Source organism: Mesorhizobium sp. M7A.F.Ca.US.014.04.1.1, from assembly GCF_003998745.1.
Classification (GTDB): Bacteria; Pseudomonadota; Alphaproteobacteria; order Rhizobiales; family Rhizobiaceae; genus Mesorhizobium; species Mesorhizobium ciceri.
Map to the genome: position 1 here is coordinate 1 of NZ_RZRW01000033.1, position 20,086 is coordinate 20,086.

12 protein-coding genes and 7 pseudogenes are annotated in these 20,086 nt (G+C 60.7%); 9 read left to right on the plus strand and 10 right to left on the minus strand.

Translation table 11 applies throughout. The features are described from left to right. Positions 1–179 precede the first annotated feature (179 nt). From EOA22_RS38620 to EOA22_RS04095, 3 genes and pseudogenes are all read right to left on the minus strand, one after another. Positions 180–374: pseudogene (locus EOA22_RS38620) on the minus strand (DUF459 domain-containing protein); the annotation flags it as partial. 1,181 nt (positions 375–1,555) lie between these two features. Then, positions 1,556–1,864, minus strand: a complete 309-nt coding sequence (locus EOA22_RS39670; protein WP_236473435.1) for a helix-turn-helix domain-containing protein — start codon at positions 1,862–1,864, stop codon at positions 1,556–1,558. Positions 1,865–2,021: 157 nt separating this feature from the next. Next, entirely contained in the window at positions 2,022–2,834 is an 813-nt protein-coding gene (locus EOA22_RS04095; protein ID WP_245478590.1) for an extracellular solute-binding protein, read from the minus strand. A gap of 691 nt (positions 2,835–3,525) precedes the next feature. Here EOA22_RS04095 and EOA22_RS04100 point away from each other — a divergent pair. After that, positions 3,526–3,747: pseudogene (locus EOA22_RS04100) on the plus strand (insulinase family protein); the annotation flags it as partial. A 57-nt stretch (positions 3,748–3,804) separates the two neighbouring features. Further along, positions 3,805–4,863, plus strand: coding sequence for a class I SAM-dependent methyltransferase (locus tag EOA22_RS04105; RefSeq protein ID WP_024504268.1), 1,059 nt, complete (start codon positions 3,805–3,807; stop codon positions 4,861–4,863). Between the two features lie 421 nt (positions 4,864–5,284). Here EOA22_RS04105 and EOA22_RS04110 read toward each other — a convergent pair. Continuing rightward, positions 5,285–6,601 (minus strand): annotated as a pseudogene (locus EOA22_RS04110) (IS5 family transposase). 715 nt (positions 6,602–7,316) lie between these two features. Between EOA22_RS04110 and EOA22_RS04115 the strand changes: the two are divergent. From EOA22_RS04115 to EOA22_RS38625, 7 genes and pseudogenes are all read left to right on the plus strand, one after another. Next, a complete protein-coding gene (locus EOA22_RS04115; RefSeq protein WP_063170379.1) occupies positions 7,317–8,996 on the plus strand; it encodes an ABC transporter substrate-binding protein in 1,680 nt (559 codons plus the stop codon). Further along, positions 8,993–9,982, plus strand: coding sequence for an ABC transporter permease (locus EOA22_RS04120; protein ID WP_063169344.1), 990 nt, complete (start codon positions 8,993–8,995; stop codon positions 9,980–9,982). The genes EOA22_RS04115 and EOA22_RS04120 overlap by 4 nt, the downstream gene beginning before the upstream one ends. Next, positions 9,979–10,911: an ABC transporter permease gene (locus tag EOA22_RS04125; protein ID WP_063169343.1), complete on the plus strand. Its 933-nt coding sequence runs from the start codon at positions 9,979–9,981 to the stop codon at positions 10,909–10,911. Before EOA22_RS04120 ends, EOA22_RS04125 begins: the two co-directional genes overlap by 4 nt. After that, the gene (locus EOA22_RS04130) at positions 10,908–11,918 is read left to right on the plus strand and encodes an ABC transporter ATP-binding protein (RefSeq protein WP_063169342.1); all 1,011 of its coding nucleotides are present in this window, start codon (positions 10,908–10,910) and stop codon (positions 11,916–11,918) included. The genes EOA22_RS04125 and EOA22_RS04130 overlap by 4 nt, the downstream gene beginning before the upstream one ends. Further along, the gene (locus EOA22_RS04135) at positions 11,911–12,912 is read left to right on the plus strand and encodes an ABC transporter ATP-binding protein (protein ID WP_063169341.1); all 1,002 of its coding nucleotides are present in this window, start codon (positions 11,911–11,913) and stop codon (positions 12,910–12,912) included. Before EOA22_RS04130 ends, EOA22_RS04135 begins: the two co-directional genes overlap by 8 nt. 233 nt (positions 12,913–13,145) lie before the next feature. Continuing rightward, on the plus strand, positions 13,146–14,912 hold the full coding sequence (locus tag EOA22_RS04140; RefSeq protein ID WP_206617005.1) for a CocE/NonD family hydrolase: 1,767 nt from the start codon (positions 13,146–13,148) through the stop codon (positions 14,910–14,912). An 88-nt stretch (positions 14,913–15,000) separates the two neighbouring features. Continuing rightward, positions 15,001–15,338, plus strand: a pseudogene (locus tag EOA22_RS38625) (IS110 family transposase); the annotation flags it as partial. 44 nt (positions 15,339–15,382) lie between these two features. Here EOA22_RS38625 and EOA22_RS04150 read toward each other — a convergent pair. The 6 genes and pseudogenes from EOA22_RS04150 to EOA22_RS04170 form a co-directional block, all read right to left on the minus strand. Beyond that, positions 15,383–15,575: pseudogene (locus EOA22_RS04150) on the minus strand (transposase domain-containing protein); the annotation flags it as partial. Positions 15,576–15,603: 28 nt separating this feature from the next. After that, positions 15,604–17,667: a recombinase family protein gene (locus EOA22_RS04155; protein ID WP_063169338.1), complete on the minus strand. Its 2,064-nt coding sequence runs from the start codon at positions 17,665–17,667 to the stop codon at positions 15,604–15,606. Further along, positions 17,654–17,956, minus strand: a complete 303-nt coding sequence (locus EOA22_RS37600) for a hypothetical protein (protein WP_063169337.1) — start codon at positions 17,954–17,956, stop codon at positions 17,654–17,656. The genes EOA22_RS04155 and EOA22_RS37600 overlap by 14 nt, the downstream gene beginning before the upstream one ends. Before the next feature lie 49 nt (positions 17,957–18,005). Further along, positions 18,006–19,323, minus strand: a pseudogene (locus EOA22_RS04160) (IS66 family transposase); the annotation flags it as partial. A 69-nt stretch (positions 19,324–19,392) separates the two neighbouring features. Then, positions 19,393–19,745 (minus strand): annotated as a pseudogene (gene tnpB, locus EOA22_RS04165) (IS66 family insertion sequence element accessory protein TnpB). Beyond that, positions 19,742–20,086, minus strand: a 345-nt coding sequence (locus EOA22_RS04170; RefSeq protein WP_164755233.1) for a transposase, incomplete at its 5' end; no start/stop codon positions are given. The pseudogene tnpB and the gene EOA22_RS04170, both read right to left, overlap by 4 nt.

The following is a 20,086-nucleotide window of genomic DNA, read 5'->3' on the forward strand; positions in this document are numbered from 1 at the left end:
GCGACGTGCGGCGCGGCCAGTCGCTGGTCGTCTGGGCGATCCGCGAGGGCCGCCAGGCGGCGCGCGCCATCGATGAGGCGCTGATGGGATCGAGCGTGCTGCCGCGCTGAGTCCGTCTCGAGACCCTACTTGTGCGGCCACCTGAAGGCGCTTTCCGCCCTTCCGCTGCCCCGGGCAGCTTACGGACTGATCGCCGTGGTCGTTTCGGTTGTGGCCCCGGCCGCAGGCTGCCGCCTTGGCGGCCAAGAAAAATCGTCGGCGCGGCCGGGCGCAGCAGCGGGCGCCTTGCCCTCGACGACGAATTTTTCACCGGGCCCGTCCGGCTTGGCCGGCGCTGCGGCACCGAGAAGTTCCGAACCGCCGTCGAGTGCCGGTGATTGCGAGTCGGCGTCGGTAGCCGGGTCGGCGGCCTCAGTCTTTTCCTTCGAGGGTGGACTACGTTACTGGCCAGTACCGGCAACGCATCGAAGGAACTTTACAATCATAAAGGTACGTCACTGGTCTCGCGGCTCACCTATGACGATCTAGACGCGCATTCGAGTCCACAATCCGACTGGCATTTTCGTAAAGGCCTCCTCGGTGCGGGCGGCATCAGGGAGGATTTTCTCATGACGAGGACTTCTTACGGAAATGGGGGGCTACTCAAACACATTCAGTGATCAGCGCGGGGGCGGCGTCAGCTATTTCACCGCCGATCTTGGATATAATTTCTTGAACTCACCGCGCTACCGCATCGGTGCTTTTGTTGGCAACAATTTCTGGCACGAGAGCTACGATGCTTTCGGTTGCACGCAGCAGGCGACCAACTGGGGAACCTGTGTGCCAACCGTCCCACCTACGTCAACCTCTCAGCCAGGACAACGATTGGCATTCGCTGCGACTCGGCTTGGCCGGGCAGACGCAACTCACCGAGCGACTCAGCCTTTCTGGTGACGTGGCGTTCCTCTTCACGCGGCTCGACGGCAAAGAGCAGCACCACATGCGCCCAAGATCAAGCTAATTCCCGAAGACGGCGATGGGCATGGCGTCCAGCTCGAGGCGGTGTTGCGGCCGTGGCGAATAACGGCACCGCTCATTTCGAAGAGGCAATGGGCGGTCGTGGTTCCCCGCAGGCCGACGATTGGAAGGCAAAGCGCTACGGCGTTTTCGTGCAGGCTAGCATCAAGTTCAACTGAGAGAGCAAGAACCGAGGAGAGCGGCGATGCCACTCCAGCTCATTACGATCATTGGATCAACAGAAGGAAGTTTTCCGAAGAGTTTTGCAAGCGTGCGCAAAGTCGCCAGACAAAGTTCTCTCGGTCCATAGTGTACGTGCCGTCACGCCCGTTCTCGACATGGTTGAATGATACGTCCCGCGCGATCGATCAAAGTCGTTTTTCATTGGTTTTCCGGAAATCGCGGGGAGCACAGCGTGCTGTGACCCTCGCCTGCTGGTTTTCTGTCAACGCGCAGATGAGGGAGAATGAGCGTACAGCAAAAATCATCAGTGCTGTCGCTTTCGCCAAAGCCCGCCGCAGCTAAACGGGGTCCCACGCCCGGTAGCGCCCCCTGCCGGTCACCTCACGGATGCCGAGTTCGGCACCAGCCCGAGCGCAGCGCGCTGGCTAATTTTCAGCTCGGCCGCGACCAGACCTGCCGACACCAGCGGCCGCGCCAGCACCAGCTCGATCAGCGCCGGCAGGCTCGAGTTTTTGCGCCGGTTCCTGAGCCGGCGCTCCATCTGGCTTTTGGCCAGCGCCTGGATGATTGCAAGGCTGAAACAGTCGATGGAACGCCCCTCCAGCGAAGCCGAACCGGACGAGGCGCGCGCGCCAGGTCCTTCGGCTGCCATCGGCACGCTGGGTTTAAGTGCTTGGGGTGACACGGCGTGATCTCCGCCGTTGGCGGGAACAGGGCAGTGCAATAGTACTGCCCTGTTCCTTTTGATCAGAGGCCAGTGCGGATTTCTTCGGCAAGCGCCCTCAACGTCGTCTCGACGTCATCGCCGTTTACCATCTTCTGCATCGCCACGGCCCATGCGTTCATGGCTTCGCCGAAGCCGACACGCGGTGTGAAAGCCAGCGCGGCTTGGTCCTGTATCTTTTTGAAGCTGTCAACGAAGTTGTTGAACTCGGGCTGCGAAGCGTACTTAGTCCAGGTGTCGTCTGCCAGGTCGACGTGCGCGGCGGATTGACGAGCTGGCCAGCAAGGGCACCCTTGAGCGCCACCTGCTTGGAGGTGGCCCACGGGATGAACAGCCAGGCCGTGCCCTTCTTTTCGGAAGCCGCGTTCATGGCGAGAGCCCAGATCCAGATGTCAGACTCCAAGCTCGTGGCGCTCGGTGCGTGCAGCGGCGGAGCGAAGGCGATCTTGCCGGATGCCGGCTTCCCCGCAACATCGTTCCAGAAGCCGAACATATTTGAGTCGATCGTCATCGCGCTGCGGCCGGACGCGAAGGAAGGAGCCGCGCACTTCTTGATCATGTCCACGTAATGTAGTCGTATCCAGCATCGGTAAGCTTCCAATCGCTCAGGTATTTGTCCAGCGGCTCCAGGGCGCCACTCGGAGCGAGGTCCTACGCGGGCTGAATGCCAGTGCCGAACACATCCCATGCTGGCGACTTCGTCGTCAGTTGGATCGTCATCTTGTTCCAGTAAGAATCGTCTGGGTAGAGTTCCGGCGTGACCTTGATGCCGGGTCAGCTTCTCGAACTCCGGAAATTGCGCAGCGAGAGCATCCGCATAGGGGTGGATGTCGTAGGCCCAAGTTATGCTGGTCCCTTCGAATTGACGCCAGTTCACGGTGTCGGCAGCGGCCGAATTAGTGAGCGATGCCGAGACGGCAAAAAACGCCAAGTCAAAAGCAAGCTGTTTGCGAAGCGACGCGCACCTGTAACGAGTACGGGGAATGAGCGACCCATGTAATCCTCCCTGGGGCATTTTGCCAATTTTTGGGTCCACTCCTCCATCCCGAGTTCGCTCATAGCCACAATAAGCGGTTTCCAACGAGCTCGCTCTGAATGCACCAGGCCAACTGGGTAAAAACGGGTAACCGGCACTAAAAGGCGTTGTAGTATCGCCACCAGAAATACTGCTCCGTGGTGCTGGCCTTTGCCTGGGGGCGCAACACGGCAACTACCCGCTCAAAACGGTTGGTCCTCTACCTCTTATTCACCGTCGCTTTCCTCGCGGCCTAACCCGGCCGGAATATCCGTTGCCAGAAAAAGGCCTCGCGGCCGGTTCGAGGCTCATCCCTCCTCCGAAGCAGCACGCTCAAGTATCGTCACAAGCCCCGAGCGCTTCGCGTTCGGCGATGTCCAAATTCCGACAATGTCGGATACAGTCAGATCTACTGGATTGCGTTTGAATGGTTTTCTCATTTGGCACAGTACATGCGGGTCATCCGCAAAACACGTGACCGACCAACAAGAGTTCGCATGATCACCTTACCACAACATACAGCCGCCGCGGAACAATCACTTGGCCCCTGATCGCCCACCCCGGCACCACAACCGGAGTCATCGATGTTCTGACAGGCTGCCCAAGGATACCTGCTGCAACAGGGCTTGCCCTGGTGACGACCACTCCGGCTCCGCCGGTTACCGACGAGGGCAAAGTGACGGATTTCCTGCTTTTCAACGGCATGGAGGTGGCTGTCATTCCCGACCACCGCGCCGGTCGTCACCCATATGGTCTGGTGCAGGATCGGCAGCGCGGAATGAGCCGCCGGGGATATCTGCATGTCTTCGAGCATCTGATGCTCAAGGCGCCTCATGACGAGCACGGCTCCGTCGCCTGGAGAGATTGAACCCAAAGGGAGATTCAGATGTCTGAAGCGAATCAGGAAAAGTTGGACGCATTCTTGGGGAAAATGGTCGGCGATCTCGGTGCGATCGCAACGGGCGCGGGAGTCCTGCTGGGGGACAGACTCGGCCTGTTCAAGGCATTGCGCGAAGGCGGCAAGATGACGGCCGCCGAACTTTCGACACGCACCGGCACCCAGGAACGCCTCGTAAGGGAATGGCTTTCCGGGCAGGCGGCGGCGGGTTACGTCGACTACGATGAAGCGAGCGACAAATTCTATCTCAACGCCGAGCAAGAGCTGGTGTTCGCTGATGAAGACAGCCCGGCCTTCATGGCAGGCGCATTCGAGTTCCTGTCCGCGCTGTGGCTCGATGAAGAAAAGGTGAGGCAGGCATTCCAGTCCGGCAAGGGCGTCGGGTGGCACGATCATAGCGCGTGTCTGTTTCGCGGTACGGAACGGTTCTTCCGTCCAGGCTACAATGCCAATCTGATCGACTCCTGGCTGCCGGCCTTGGAGGGCGTCGTCGAGAAGCTCGAACGCGGCGTGGACGTCGCGGATGTTGGATGCGGTCATGGTGCATCGACCGTGCTCATGGCACAGGCCTTCCCCAATTCGCGCTTCGTCGGCTTCGACTATCATGCCCCTTCGATTGAGCGCGCCCGCAAGGCGGCCGAGGTAGCCGGCGTCGGCGTTAACACGCGGTTCGACGTGGCGGCCGCCAAGAGCTATCCCGGAACCTATGACCTCGTCACATTCTTCGATTGCCTTCACGACATGGGCGACCCGACGGGCGCCGCCACCCATGTCCACGGATCGCTCAAGCCGGACGGCACGTGGATGATCGTCGAGCCGTTCGCGCATGATCATCTGGCGGCGAACCTCAATCCCGTCGGCCGCGTTTACTATGCCGCTTCCACTTTCGTGTGCACGCCCGCATCCGTGTCGCAGGAAGTCGGGCTCGCGCTTGGAGCCCAGGCCGGTGAGGCGAGGCTGCGCAAGGTTGTGACCGGCGGCGGCTTCAAGCGATTGCGTCGCGCCGCGGAGACACCGTTCAACATGGTGCTGGAGGCCCGCCCTTAGCGTGGCCGTCGCCAGAAATTGCAGCTCATCGCATTTGATGAAGATCACCGCCAAAAATCCGGACGCATCGGGCACATTTTCAAGGCGTCTGGGTTCACGCAGAGGTCGCTGCCGAGTTGTGTGCCAAGAGTCCCATACGTTGCGGCTCAGAAAGGACCCCACGCACGGCGACGAACATGCCCATAGCGATGGCCGCTATAATCACATATGTCCACCATGGCGCGTTCACAAAGCTGGTAAGCCACGTCGCACCGAACGCGCTTACGACAAAAACGAGAGCCTCGATAAAAAGACTGAGCCTGTACACATTCAGTCGTCTCATCCTCATACCACCCATCCAAAGACTGAGCTTGTTGCGCTACTGCGACAGAGCCTAACATATTGGAGAGTGCTCACTAGTCGACCGTGAACAATCCGAGCCCTAAGCGGCGACCGACTTCGGCCGGAGTTGAAGCAGGGCGATCAAGAGCGACAAAAACCACTTCAGCCACCTGAGCAGGAGGGAGAAGTTGTATCCGGCGGCGGCCAGGACGGCGTTGAGGGCGTCGCCCTGCTGGCCGGCGAGGTAGTTGCGGCCCATGCGGTGTTCGTTCTTGATGTGGCCGATGACGGGCTCGACCGCCGACCGCCGTCGCATCTGGCGCTTGATGGCTGGGGTGACGCGGCGTTTCTGGCCCGCGGTGAAGACCCTGAGCTTGTGGCTCTGCGGTGCGTTGTGGCCGCGATAGCCGGCGTCGGCGAGGATGCGGCCGATCTCGTTGCCGATGGTCTTTTCCATGTCGGGGATGACGCTTGCCAGCGTGTGGCCGTCATAGGGATTGCCGGGCAGCGCTTTTGCATGCAGGGCGAACTGGCCGCCCTTGGAGCGCTTCAGCGTGGTGGCCACCGACACCTTCACACCGAACTCGTAGGGCATATGCGCCTTGCCCTTGCCAATGCATTCCACCTCGTGCGCGTGCAGGCTGTAGATCTTGCGGCCGCGCTGGCGCTGGCGTTGCTAGAGAACGGTGGCGGCCTGGTAGAACGGCCATTTGAAGAGCGCGTCCAGCCCCGCATCGCCGGCGATCTGGCGAGAAATGTCGCGAATGGTCCGGCCGAGATAGGTCTTGAGCCTGCGCAGCGCCTTGTTGGCCCGCTTGAACTGCTTGGCGTGGGCATAGCGCTGGTGGCTGATCAGCGCCAGCTTGCCGACCCGCACATAACTCTGGCGCAAATGGAGACCCGTCCTCTTGGCCAGCCGCACCAGCCGTTCGCGCGCCCGGTTGATGAGCTTGGCGTCGGTCGGGAACATGACGTTCTTCGGCTGCACGGTTGTGTCGACGATCACCTGGCGCGTGTCGGCCGGCTTCATCGCCCCGGTCTTGACCGCAAGGCTGAGGCTCTCCTGCAACAGCACCACGATCCGCTCCTCGCCCATGCGGCTGCGCCAACGCGTCATCGAGGAGCGGTCGAACGGCAGCGTATGGCAAAAGAACGTCTCGCCGGTGAGATACTGGAAATAAGGGTTCTCCACCCAGCGCTCGCACAGCACCTCATCCGACAGGTTGAAGGTGTGCTTGAGGATCGCCAGCCCCGCCATCAGCCGGGTCGGCAGCGGCGGCATGCCGGGGCCGTCCGAATAGACGGCGCCGAAACGCTCCTCCAGCACCGGCCGGTCGATCGCCTGCTTCATGTTGATGATCTGATCGAGCCTGGAGCGGAACAGGTCCTGCTCTCCCGTCTCGCGTGGCTTGGACATTCGCCGTCCCCTCGATTCGCCGCCGCCGAACCGAGTGAATCACGCTCCGCAGCACAAGGGAATCGCAAAACCGAATTGCAGGAAAACAGCGTCCAAATACCGCTAATCCTGCAATTCAAAAGACGCTATCCGCCTCAATCAAAAGGCCAGATCAATGGCTTGCGGATAGTTCACGGTCGACGAGCTGGCGGCCACGCATCAGGCTGGAGATCCATCAGCGTTTACATCGTTTTTCAACGGGCGGCTCAAGCTCCGTGTTGTTGCGCGGCGCGCAGCTTGTCGAACGCCTCTTAGACCGTCGTGTGCCGGAAGAGGATATCCTCTGGAATTTCGGCATCGACATTCCGACATCACACATCCGTGATAAAGGCGTTTGCGGCTCGACGGGACCCTCCAACCCGAGGTCGCGAACAGAACCTGAATGACTGCCTCGTTTGCTATATGCGAATTGTCCGTGGGCGCCGCCAGGAGCTGGAACCGGCCAATCGACTTTAATTCTGGCTAGCTGTGCCCAGAATCGAGAAAAACGCCGGATTCATGCAGGCACAGCGGCCAATTTGCAGGAACCACCCCCCTGGGCACTGCTACTTATCTGGAATGAGGGGACTGTGGAGCTTCCGTCAAAAGGAAGCCAGATGTTCCGGGTTGAGGCCGTAGATCATCGTGGTCGTGTGAACATGAAGTGATGATAAAGCCGGCAAACAGGGAGGATAAAATGAGCCAATACTCATATAATCGTCGTGCGCTTATGAAGGCAATGCTGGCGATTTCGGCGACCCCTTGGGGGATTAACTCGAGGGCGTTCGCCTCGTCGTGCGACGATCGCATCCTGCGAATCGGCGGACTGGGTGGAGGCCCTGATTCGATGAACCCCTTCGCCACTTGGGGCTCCTTTTGGCCCTTGGCTATTTGCTATGATTTCTTGGTCTGCATAGACGCCCAGCGATACGACGATCGAAAGGGCTTTGCCCAATCTTGGTCCGTCGCCGACGACAACCTCACTTGGACCTTCAAGATCTGGCCCGGCATGAAGTGGTCGGACGGCCAGCCTGCTACCGCTAGGGACGCGGCGTTCACTTATAGTTATTTGCACGATTCCATAGGCAAGCCCGACGAGCTAAACGTCGGGTGGAACAGCACCAGCGGTCTTGAGAACGTCGAGTCCATCAAAGCGTTCGACGACGAGACTTTGCAGATCGTGACCAAGTTCCCCGCGACCTGGCCAATAGACAATATCATAATGATCGTTCCCGAGCACATTTGGAAGGACATCAGCTATGCTGACGCACGCGTAACCTTCCGCAACGATCCGCCTTTGGTGGGTACGGGACCTATGATCGTTTCGGAGTTTCACCAGGGCCAGTTTACACGCCTGACGCCGAACCCCTATTTCCGTACGGGGAAGCCCCAAATCGCGGGGGTGATCCTGCGGTCCTTCGATGCCGCCGATCCGATTGCGCAAGGTCTTAAGAGCGGGGAACTCGATTATGGCAACTACCTGACGTCCGCCCAGTGGGCTGATCTCTCGAAGGATCCCGACATTGTAGTCGGTGAATCCCGCATAGCTCAGAAAACCTATCTCGCCTTCAACACCGCTTCGGGAGATGGCGCAGGTAGCACCAAGGCTCTGCAGGATCCGGCGTTTCGCGATGCGCTCGGCTACGCGATCGATCAGAAGGCCATCGTCGATCGAGCCATGCGCGGACACGCCGACCCTGGTGTCGGACTCGCAATGCCGGTGGCGGCCGATTACTATTCAGATCTGAACGACATCAGGCGCCACTTCGATCTCGCCGAAGCCAACCGCCGGCTTGACGCCGCAGGGTACCGGGACACGAACGGCGATGGCATTCGGGAGGACAAGGACGGGAAGAGTTTCCAGCTAGAGCTGGTGTCTGGACCTTCAGCAAATATAGAGATGCCGGTCGCGGCAGTGCAGTTTATCGCTGGCTGGTTGGAGCAAATCGGTATCCCTGTATCGGTGACTCGGCTCGACTCCGGTGCGCTGAGCGCCCGCGCCGCAGCTCCGGCGAAAGGCGGCGGAGGGTGGGATCTGCTCATTTCCGATACCTGGCAAGGCCCAACACCTAAAGACCTGCTCATCTTCGGCAGCAGCAATTCCATCGGCATCAAGAACAAGGCGTACTGGACGAATGCGGAGTTCGACAAACTGTTCGCGGAGGTGCAGGTCACCGTTGACCTCAAGAAAAACCAAAAGCTGGTCGACCAGGCAGCGCGACTAATTTATACTGAAGCGCCTTACATCGTACTATGTTACCCCACCCTGCTCGAAGCCCACCGGAGGGATTGCTTCGAGGGTTGGGGAAAGCAAGGCATCATGTCGATGGACAGCTACTTCCCATTCGATCGCTTGAAGCCGGTGCCCGCGCCGTGAACGGAGGGGGAGGGAGCCGTCACATCCTGCGCATCATCGTCAGGGCCTCTATAACCCTCCTGATGGTGGCAGTCCTGAACTTCATCCTATTCCGAGTTATTCCAGGTGACCCTGCATCTCTTTTGCTTGGCGGGGCGCGCGTCAGCGTCACCGCCGAGCAGATTGAGGCGCAGAACCAACGTTGGGGCCTTGACCGGCCGCTGTTCCCGGACCAGGCGGTCGACTACCTGTCGGCAACACTCCGCGGCGATTTCGGCTACAGCTTCAAGTTCAGGGGCAGGCATGTCGCAGACCTGATAGCGGAACGCCTGCCGGACACCATAGTCCTAGTCGGGGTTGCTCAGATAATGGCAATCGTTATTGGGGTGATGCTTGGGATCTACGCAGGCTGGCGCCGGGGAGGAGCCGGCGACCGTATCGCAACCGGAGCCTCTCTGGCGCTCTATTCTACGCCGGCTTTCTGGCTCGGCATGATCCTGGTGGTAATCTTCAGCACGGCATTGGGTTGGCTCCCGGGCTATGGTGCATACTCGCCCGGCCTGATCACGGGCTCTCTTGGTTCGTTCCTCGACTACCTGCAACATCTCACGCTTCCCGCCACTGCGGTGGCGCTTGGGCTAATCGGCCAGTACGTCGTCGTCGCTCGTGCCGCAATGAGTGACGTACTCACCGAGGATTACATGGTAACCGCACGGGCGAAAGGGCTGACCAACGGTCAAATGCTGATGCGTCATGCATTTCGCAATGCAATGCTACCGGTCGTGACCTTGATCACCCTCAATATTGGCTATGTGGTCGCCGGGGCCATCACTGTCGAAGCCGTTTTCGCCTGGCCGGGTATCGGCGGGCTGACGGTGGAAGCACTCAACGCACGGGACTACCCAGTCCTTCAAGGCATATTCCTGTTGCTTGGCGTTTCAATTGTTCTCGCAAACCTCGTAGCCGATCTTGCCTACAGCCTTCTAGATCCGAGGGTCCGACAATGAGCGACAATATTGTTCGATATTGCCCGCGAGGCCGGGCGCGCGCAATAAAAGGCTTTCTGCGTCAATTTCTCAGCTATGGCGGTGCTCAGGTGGGCCTCGTATGTCTGGTATTCTTTCTTGTTGTGGGAGCGGTCCCCAATATTCTGGCGGGACCGCTCCAGACTGCGATCAATGCAACTGGCGATTTCCTCGCACCCCCATCAGGCGAGCATCTGCTCGGCACGGACGAAATCGGGCGGGACGTGCTCAATCTGGTCCTCCATGGTGCCCGGATCTCGCTTACGATTGCGCTACTCGCGACTGTGATCAGCCTCGTCGTTGGGACTACAATCGGTACGACCGCTGGCTACTATGGTGGCAGGGTCGACGTCTGGCTGATGCGCTTGACAGACTTCTTTTTTGTCATGCCGTCCTTCGTGCTGGCGCTGGTCATTACACCCGTGGTTCTCGAGGTGATGGGGCGCGGTGGAGAAATCCTGGGCTTCCGTCCTTCTCTTTTCGTGATCATTGTCGTTATAGGCATGACAAGCTGGTCCTTTGTTGCACGTATCGTCCGGAGTCAGACACTGTCGCTTAAGGAGCGACCATTCATTGATCGTGCGCGCGTTGCGGGTAGCAGTAATTTCGGCATCATGGTGCGGCACATCCTCCCCAATCTCGTGCCGCAAATCGCAGCCAATGGTGCGCTGGTGGTCGCCAGCGCAATCTATGTCGAGACATCGCTCTCATTCCTTGGACTCGGGGACCCGTTGCAGCCTTCATGGGGCACTTTGCTTTCGCTCGCTCAGCGCGCCGGCGCGGCCAGTGCTGGAGCCTGGTGGTACCTCGGCGCCCCAGGACTGTGCGTACTCACGGTTTCGCTTAGCTTCGTCCTGATTGGCAGTGCCCTTGACGACACGTTCAATCCACGGCGGAGGGTGATCCCATGACCAGCTCCTCCCAGGACAAAACACCGCTTCTGGAAATAGACCGGCTCTCTGTCGATTATGGGCTCAAGGGCGTTTCATTGCGAGCAATCGACGGCGTAAGCTTCGCGCTCCGAGCCGGAGAGGCCGTGGGCCTCGTCGGAGAATCGGGCAGTGGCAAGACCACGACCGCGATGGCGATCGCTGGTCTACTATCACCCAACGCGCGGGTCAGCGGCGGCCAAGTGCGCTATCGTGGCAACCGACTGCCGATCGACGATGATGCGGCGATGCGGCCACATCGCTGGAGCGAAACGTCCGTTGTCTTCCAGGGCGCGATGAACGCACTTAATCCTGTTCACCGCATTATCAAGCAGATCGCCGAGCCATGCATGCTGAAGCTCGGCATGTCGCGGGGCGAGGCGACCAAGCGGGGAAGTGAGTTGCTTCAACTGGTCGGCATCCCGGCGGATCGTGGTTCCGCCTACCCTCACGAGTTGTCGGGCGGAATGCGACAAAGGGTGATGATTGCCATGGCGCTCGCGTGTCGACCTTCGATTATCATTGGTGACGAGCCCACCACAGCGCTCGACGTCATCACTCAGGCTCAGATCCTTAACCTGCTAGGCGACTTGCGATCGCAGTTGAGCCTCGCCCTGATTTTGATCACCCACGACCTTTCTGTGGTGGCTAAGTGTTGTGATCGCGTAATGATCATGTACGCGGGCCGCATCGTCGAGGATGGCACTGTCGCCGAGATTTTCGCCCAGCCCAAACATCCCTACACCCGACAGCTGATCGAATCGATCCCGAACCCAGCGAGCGGCAAAAAGATGATCCGGCCAATACCGGGTGATCCTCCCAACTTGGTGAATCGACCCTCGGGCTGCGCTTTCCATCCGCGTTGCCCGTCGGTCATGGGGGGGTGCGCGACCGAAGTCCCCAGCCTCAATAAGTTCGGGCGGGGACGTGTCGCCTGTCACCTTCACCGGTCCTTGACGCAAGAAGACAAGGTCGCTGTTCATGCCTGACACTGCCGGCATCCTGCGTCTCGAGAGCCTGCAAGTTCATTTTCCTATCCAGGGCGGTCTGTTCGACCGTGTCCTGGGCCGATCTGTCGGCGCCATGCGCGCGGTAGACGGGATCGACCTCAACGTCGGGCGGGGCGAGATCGTCGCCCTGGTCGGCGAATCGGGAAGCGGCAAGACCACTGTGGGCCGCGTCATCACCAAGCTTGCCAAGCCGACTGGCGGCAGAATGCTGTTCGAAGGCCGCGACATGAGGTCGGTAGAGGGCTTCTCGGCTCTACGTCCGTACCGGCGTCGCGTGCAAATGATCTTCCAGGACGCTTATCAGGCCCTCAATCCGCGACACACCGTGTTCGACATCGTGGCGGAGCCGTTGCAGTCCCTGCGGCTGGTCGGTAACGCCACTCAACTCGCCGACCGGGTGAGTGAAGCGCTTGCGGCCGCTGGGCTCAATCCTCCCGGCGATTTCTTCGCCCGCTTCCCGCACGAGCTATCCGGCGGGCAGCGCCAGCGCGTCGTGATTGCAGGAGCGCTTGCCGTCCGGCCGGAACTCATCGTTGCTGATGAACCTGTATCGATGCTCGATGTCTCGATACGCGCTCAGATTCTTCAGGTCCTGGTTGACTTGCGCGACAGGCACAACATGGCGCTGCTGTTCATCACCCACGATTTGCCCCTTGCCTGGCTGATCGCCGACCGGATTGCGGTCTTGTATCTTGGAAAATTGGTCGAGATTGGTAGCGCCGACGAGATCACATTCAACCCTCGCCATCCGTATACCGTCGCCTTGCGCAACGCCACACCGCAGATTGGCGGCAACGCAGGTCGCGCCGAGTTGCCGGCCCTGCAGGGCGAGGTTCCAAGTGCCGCGCGCGTGCCGAAGGGCTGCCGTTTCCATCCTCGTTGCCCGCTTGCCTTCGACCGTTGCAAAGCTGAGGAGCCGCCGGCGATCGAAGTTGGACCACAGCACCTGTCAGCCTGCTGGCTCGCTAAGTGAAAGGCATGCAATCAGCGCCACCCCAATGAGCGTATTCCATCTGGTATTGCACAGGCAGGTGGGCTGGAACACCACCATGCAGATAGAATGCTGAGACCCGTCGAAATTGGCCACTCCATCTTGAATCAGTCTCAATGTCTGGGAGGCACTCTGAAGTGTGTAATGAACTAGGCCCGATTAAACCGCCAACGCCGCGATACGAAGTGGTTTTGCAGACCGGCTTGCGCGTTCCAATGCGGGACGGCGTTGAGCTCGCCACGGACCTGTATCGGCCTATTGGTTACACTGGGGAACTCGGGTCAATCCTTATCCGAACTCCATACGGTAAGACGCCCTATCGCTGTCCGGTTGAGCCTCGCCACAAAGTGGCAAGAATGTTTGCTGGACAAGGGTTCGCTGTACTTGTGCAGGAGCGTCGTGGCGTCTTCGATTCCGGCGGCGTATACGCTAGGGAACATATAGGGGACGACGGTTATGACACGCTGTCCTGGATTTCGCAGCAGCCATGGTCGAATGGACGCGTGGGCACATATGGGTGCTCGGCGCTTGGTATCGCGCAGGTTTTGCTGGCGCAGTTGTGCCATCCAGCCCACCGATGCGCAATTGCGCAGGGATCGGGCGGCGCGAACGGCTCTGCCGGAGGGCGATATCGCAACGGGGATCTCCGTCTCGGCGGTGCGGTGGAGGTTGCCGCGTTTGTCCCCTGGTTCCACCAAACCGCAGCGAAGGACCGGTCCCGAGTGCAACCGAAAAGCGATGAGGAGTATCAGCGGGCTTTCGCGTCGCTGCCGCTCGTCAACATGCTTAAGAGCCTTGGGGGACCGCCGACTGACTGGGAGGACTGGGTCTCGCGTGACCCAGGCGATCCCTGGGGGGATCGGAATGGGATGCTTAGCGAGGACTCGACCATCGACGTCCCAGCCCTGTTCGTGAACTCGTGGTACGACGTGGGGGCTGCCGACGCGCTTCACCAGCAGCGCGTTTTTAGTGCTCGCGGATTGAGCCCGGCGGCACGCGATCACCAACATATCATTCTGTCGCCAGCCACGCATTGTGGCACCGAGAGTCTCAAAGCCCCGACGGTTATCGGCGAGCGCGAGCTGGGCGACGCGCGCCTGGATTGCTGGCAGATCTACCTGGACTGGTTCGACTGCTGGCTGAACGACAAGCCCGACCGGATCGAGGGAATGCCCCGCGTCCAGTACTACGTGATGGGTCGCAACGAGTGGCGTGCCGCGTCAGAATGGCCCCCTCTTGGTGTGGAACTGCAGCACTGGTTCCTCCGCAGCGGCGGGAATGCCGCGACCCGTCTAGGCGACGGGACTCTTGATGTAGAGCCTCCGAGTGCCGACGAGCCGGCTGACACGTTTACCTACGACCCTGGGGATCCGGCGCCGTTCTTGGGGATGGACGGCGGGAAGTCAAGTGGAACTACTATAGGACCCCGCGATTACCAGGACGTCCAGCTTCGTCCAGACGTCCTCTGCTTCACTTCACCGCCCCTCACAGAGGGCATGGAGGTTACCGGATTTGTCCGGGCGGTCCTCTTCGTCTCTTCTTCGGCCCCGGACACGGACTTCGTGGCCAGACTGTTGGACGTACATCCCGATGGCCGTGCGATTGACGTGGTGGACGGGATACTGCGCGTCCGCTATCGCGAGGGCTTTGATCGGGCTGTTTTCATGGAACCGAGCGTTATATGCAAAATCGAGATTGATCTCGACGCCACAAGTAATTGGTTTCCGGCCGGCCATCAAATTCGCCTGGAAATCACTAGTTCGGCCTTCCCGCGGTTCGACCGCAACCTGAATACGGGAGGTAACAACTGGGACGAAACTGAATGGGTAGTGGCTCGGAACACGATTCATCACTGCGAGCAGTTCCCCTCCCACGTACTGCTTCCTGTGATGACAGCGATGGGGTCCCATGCCGGCAAGGCGAATTTGAACAGCATCGCTAGGTGTTTAGATTGTGGTATTCGGCTTTGCCCCCCGCCTTGAACGGGTTGTTTTGAAGTGCTGCGCTTCGAGATGATGACAAAACGTGGTCTGTGTGAACAGCCACAAGCATCAGGAAAGGAAGCGCAGCATGAAAAATTATGCCGGACTGGACGTCTCCGTGAAAGAGACCACCGTTTGCATCGTGAGAAGGGCGCCGAATTTGCCGAGAGATGAAGGTTGCTAGTCATCCGGACGATCTTGCTGACGCATTGAAGAACCCCGCATGGAATCTCGCCCGGATCAGGCTTGAAGCCGGCCCCTTATCCCAATGGTTGGTCTGGCGGCAGCCGGACTACGTGACCTGTATCGAGCCCCGTCATTCCAAGGCGTTCTCAAGGCACAGGTCAACAAGACCGACCGCAACCATGCTCGCGGCATCGCGCAGATATGCGGGTTAACCTGTTCCGGCCCGTGCATGTCAAGAGTAAGCGGTATTCTCGGGCCACGGCCTTGAGCTCGAGCTTGTTGATGTAGACCCAAGGCAGGAGATCGTCGATCTGGCTGTTGGGGTGGCCGTTGACGATCCTGGTGAGGACATCGGCGAGATAAGCCGAGCGGTTCGACACCATTGAGCTTGCAGGTTTCGATCAGCGAGGCGATGACTGCCCAGTGTTCGGCGCCGCCGTCAGAGCCTGCGAAGAGCGCGTTCTTGCGGTTGAGCGCGAAGACTGATTCATTATGCACCCCCTCTTCAAATGGCGGGAAACAGCGATTTCTGATTATCGTCGTTGATGATACGCGGAGATTTGCGCGCCAAATCGGCCTTGATCCGTTCATCTTCAAGGTCGCTGGCGCGGATCTGGTAGGGCGCGCCGCGCATGACCTGCTCGGCTGGTAATATGCCGTCCCTGACGAACCGGCGGATTTTGACGTGCGACACGCCAAGCTTCGCGGCCGCGTCCGACATGGTAAGCCACTCGCCGTTCTTGTCGGAAGACCGATAGCCGCTGATCTTGTGCACCGTGCGCAGGGATTGGACGCGTCGCGCCGTCCAGGTCTTTCCCTGACCCGTCTTCATGCCCATGCGGTTGAGTGTGGCGGCGATTTCGGCATCCGACCATCGCGTTGCCATGGATCGCATGACCGCCAGAGCCTCCTCAGGCGTACTCTGGCCATGCTCTCCGGATTTGGACTTGCGAACCCTTACCTGGGAATGCTGGCCCCCATGCCAATGGATGGTCAGGATCACATCGCGCGCGTCGTCATCGACGTCCGCCACAATGTCCTTGATGAGCGCGCGCAGCAGTTGCTGACGGAACCGCATATCGACACCCGGCGCATTCCAGGCGGCTTCGAGATCCTGGGCGAGGCCGGTGAAGTCAGGGATCGCGTCGACAGGCTCCATACGCTGGACTTCACTGAGCCGGGCCTCGCAGGTCTCCACGCGCCTGAGCCTAGCTTCCCAGTTCCTCTCGAGCTGGGCCGCTATAAGCCGGTTCTCCGGGTCGCAGGCGGCGTAGCGGCGCTCGGCGAGCGATGCCTCATAGCGTGCCTGCTGCAGGTCCATCTCGATCATCTGCCGCCGCCTGGCTTCGCTCTCCAGCTGCATCTGTTCAGCCTCCAACGCCGCCTCGATCGCCATCGGCGCAACCGCCTCCAAGGCTTCGCGGGCCACCGCCGCATCGGTGCGAAAGCCGTTGAACGACATGCATCGCGCCTGCGCCATCATGGTGTTCTCGCAACGATAGACCGGGTAACCTTGGCCACGTCCGGCATACGTGACAACCAGTCTTCGCCCGCATCGACCACAGGAGAGAAGACCCGGGAGCAACGCGCGACCGCCGCGGCCCGACTTGACGCCGCCGGCTTTGCCATAGGCGTTGGCGGCGAGAAGTTCCTGGTTCCGTTCGTACTCGCTCCATCCGATATAGCCTTCGTGATGCTCCTTGAGCACCACCGCCCAATCGCTGGCCGGCTTGTAATGACCATAGCTCTTGCGGACGCGGCCATCCACGATCTCGGTGCGCTTCTCGCTCTTACCATAGACATAAGCGCCGGCGTAGAACGGGTTCTTCAGGACGGAGATCACGTTGCGGTAGCGGACCGGAACCCAGGCGAAGGACACCATCTTCTTGCCGTCGGAGGGTCTGGGGAAATGCACGCCATCGTCGATCATCGAGATCAGGACCTGGCGGGCACTGCCGAGTTCGCGGAAACGCGCGAATATCAGGCGAATGGTCTCCTGCAGGCGTATATCGGGATCGAACCCGAGACCGTAATCCCGGTGCCAGACGTAGCCGAAGGGCACAGAGATGCGCAGTTCGCCGCGCTGTGCCTTGGCGCGGTCAGCTTCGTACATGCGAGCACGCAGCACCCCGAGTTCGAACTCGCTTATGCTCCCCTTCATGCCGAGCAGCAGGCGATCGTTCGGCAGTCCCGGATCGTAGACTCCGTCCAGATCGATCACCCGTGCATCGACTTCGCCGCACAACTCGAGCAGCCGATGCCAGTCCGGTCCGTTGCGAGACAGGCGGGACGCCTCCAGGCAAAGCACAGCGCCCACATGACCGGTGCACAGATCGTCGACCAGGCGTTCGAAACCGGGACGTTCCACAGCTCCACTTGCGGTGCGTCCCAAGTCCTCGTCGATCACCTCAACCTTGCGGAATCCCCAGCGCCGCGCGACGTCGACCAGCTCATATTGCCGACGCTGGCTCTCAAGATTGAGCTGCACTTGCGCCTGCGTGGACTGACGTACATAGACAACGGCCTTGCGCTTGAGGATGGTGGCCGGAATCAGATTACGGCTCGTCATCGCGGCTCTCCTCCGTCACGATACCGGCGGCGGCCATCAGCACATTGGCGAGCCGGGCGATCACGATCGTTCGTTGCGCTGCGCTCAGCCCGACTAGCTTGTGCGAGTCGAGCGCATGCTGAGCTGGCGAACGATCACGAGAGATCGTGTCGGTGGCGGCAAGGTTCTCATTTTGAGTCTCCCCGATGATGAAACCATCCGGAGAGCCTCGCCGGAAACGGCGCTGGATCAAGAGCTTGTTCAGTTCAAGCAGTGCAGCAAGCGACGCGCGCGGGGAGCCCAGATCCATTGCTGCGCACGGGACTTCGACCTCCTGCCCAACATGGGCAGAATGACCCCGAGATTGCGATCGGACGGATCGAGCGTTCGACGGTGTTGCTGTCGATCTCGATGCGGCCGTCGTCAAGGAAGTGCGAGAGGCCTTCCCAGCGTGAGAGCGTGTAGCGGATTGCCTCTGCGAGCTTGGTCTTCTGACTGATCAGGCCGAGCTTCTCACGCAGCCAGGGTTCGAGATCGGCGACGATGGCGCGGCTTTTGTCCTGACGCATCGCGCGGCGCTCGTTGGCCGATCGGCCACGGATGTCATCCTCGATCTTGTAGAGTTCGGCGATCCGTCTCAGCGCGTCACTGGCGATCGGCGCGGGACCGGCTGCTGCCAGTTCATAAAAGCGCCGACGGACATGCGCCCAGCAGAAGGCGAGCGTGACGCCGCTTTTGTCGGCCAGCACGCGATAGCCGCCATAGCCGTCGACCTGCAAGATTCCGGTGAAGCCTGCGAGATGAGCGATCGGACGCTCGGCCTTTCGGTCCGGCGCATAGACATAGGCGACGCCCGGCGGGTCGCTCCCCTCCCATCGTCGGTCATCGCGGGCATAGGCCCAGAGTTGACCTGTCTTAGTCTTGCCGCGGCCGGGATCGAGCACCGGCGCGGTCGTCTCGTCGGCGAAGAGTTTTGCCGAGGACTTCAGCTTGCCAAGCAGCCGCTCATGCACCGGACGCAGGTGCCAGGCGGCGCGGCCGACCCAGTCGGCGAGCGTAGAGCGATCGAGATTGATACCCTGCCGGGCGTAGATTTGCGCCTGACGATAGAGCGGAAGGTGATCGGCATATTTTGAGACCAGCACCTGGGCGACCGTTGCCTCGGTCGGAAGACCACCCTCGATCAGCCGGGCCGGCGCCGGAAGCCTGAACCACGACGTCCTCGCAGGCGCGGCAGGCATATTTGGGCCGGCGCACGACGATTACACGCAGCTGCGCCGGAACGATGTCGAGCCGCTCGCTCACGTCCTCGCCGATCCGATGCAAGCCATTGCGGCAGCATGGGCAGGCATGGTCCTCGATGTCGACGACCATCTCCACGCGCGGCAGATGGGGTGGCAGCGCGCCCCGGTTGGCCCGGCGCCTCGTGGCCTTTGCTTGCCGCTCGGCGGGAGCAGATTGCTCCTTCTCTTCCTCACCGGCGGCCTCGATCTGCTCCGCCTCTTCGAGCCCCAGCAGCAATTGATCCTCGGGGAGCGTCTCGGCACGCCGGCCGAAGCGGTGACGCTGCAATTCCTTGATGATCTGAATCAGACGGGCATTCTCGACGTCGTGCGCCAGGACCATCGCCTTCAGCGCGTCCGGATCGTCGGGAAGCTGGTCAGCCGTCATCGCCATGAACGGATCAGACCATATTCGCCGACAGCCCGCGACAGCGGAATCTAGGCTGATTCACTTCGTCGCGGGTCAGCCCGCCTGGGCTGGCACGCGGGTCCGGCGCGCCTCATGGACTCGCCGCCAGTCGAGACCTTCGAGTAGCGCCGAGAGCTGCGCGGCCGTCAGCCGCATCATGCCGTCATGCACTTTCGGCCAGCGGAACTCCCCATCCTCCAAACGCTTAGCAGGCAAACCCCGGTGCCATCCCAGAAGATCAGCTTGATCCGGTCAGTCCGCTTCGCCCGGAAGACGTAGACGGCCCCGCTGAACGGATCGGCCCCCATTGTCTCTCGCACCAGCGCCGCCAATCCCTCCGCACCCTTGCGGAAGTCGACGGGCTTCGTCGCCACCATGACCTTGACCGCACCCGTCGGCCCGATCACGACGTCGCCTTCAGCGCGCGGATCACTGCGGCCACCGTCTTGGTATCGGCGCCCCGGCCGACGCGCATCGCGATGCCGTCGATCTCAAGCTCGATCATGCCGGCATCTCGGGTGGCTTGCCGTTTCCGCTGCTTCGGTGAACGGCTGGCTGCAGGTTCCGCCGCCGCCACAACCGCCGGCACAAAGGCAGGAGAATCTTGCTGCACCGAAGCGGCCTGTTTGCGCGCTTCGCGGCGCCAGGCGAAGACCTGCTGCGGCCTGAGACCATAACGGCGGGCGACCTCGGAAATGATCGCATTCGGCTCCAGCGTCTCTGCGATGATCCGCGCCTTGTCATCCAC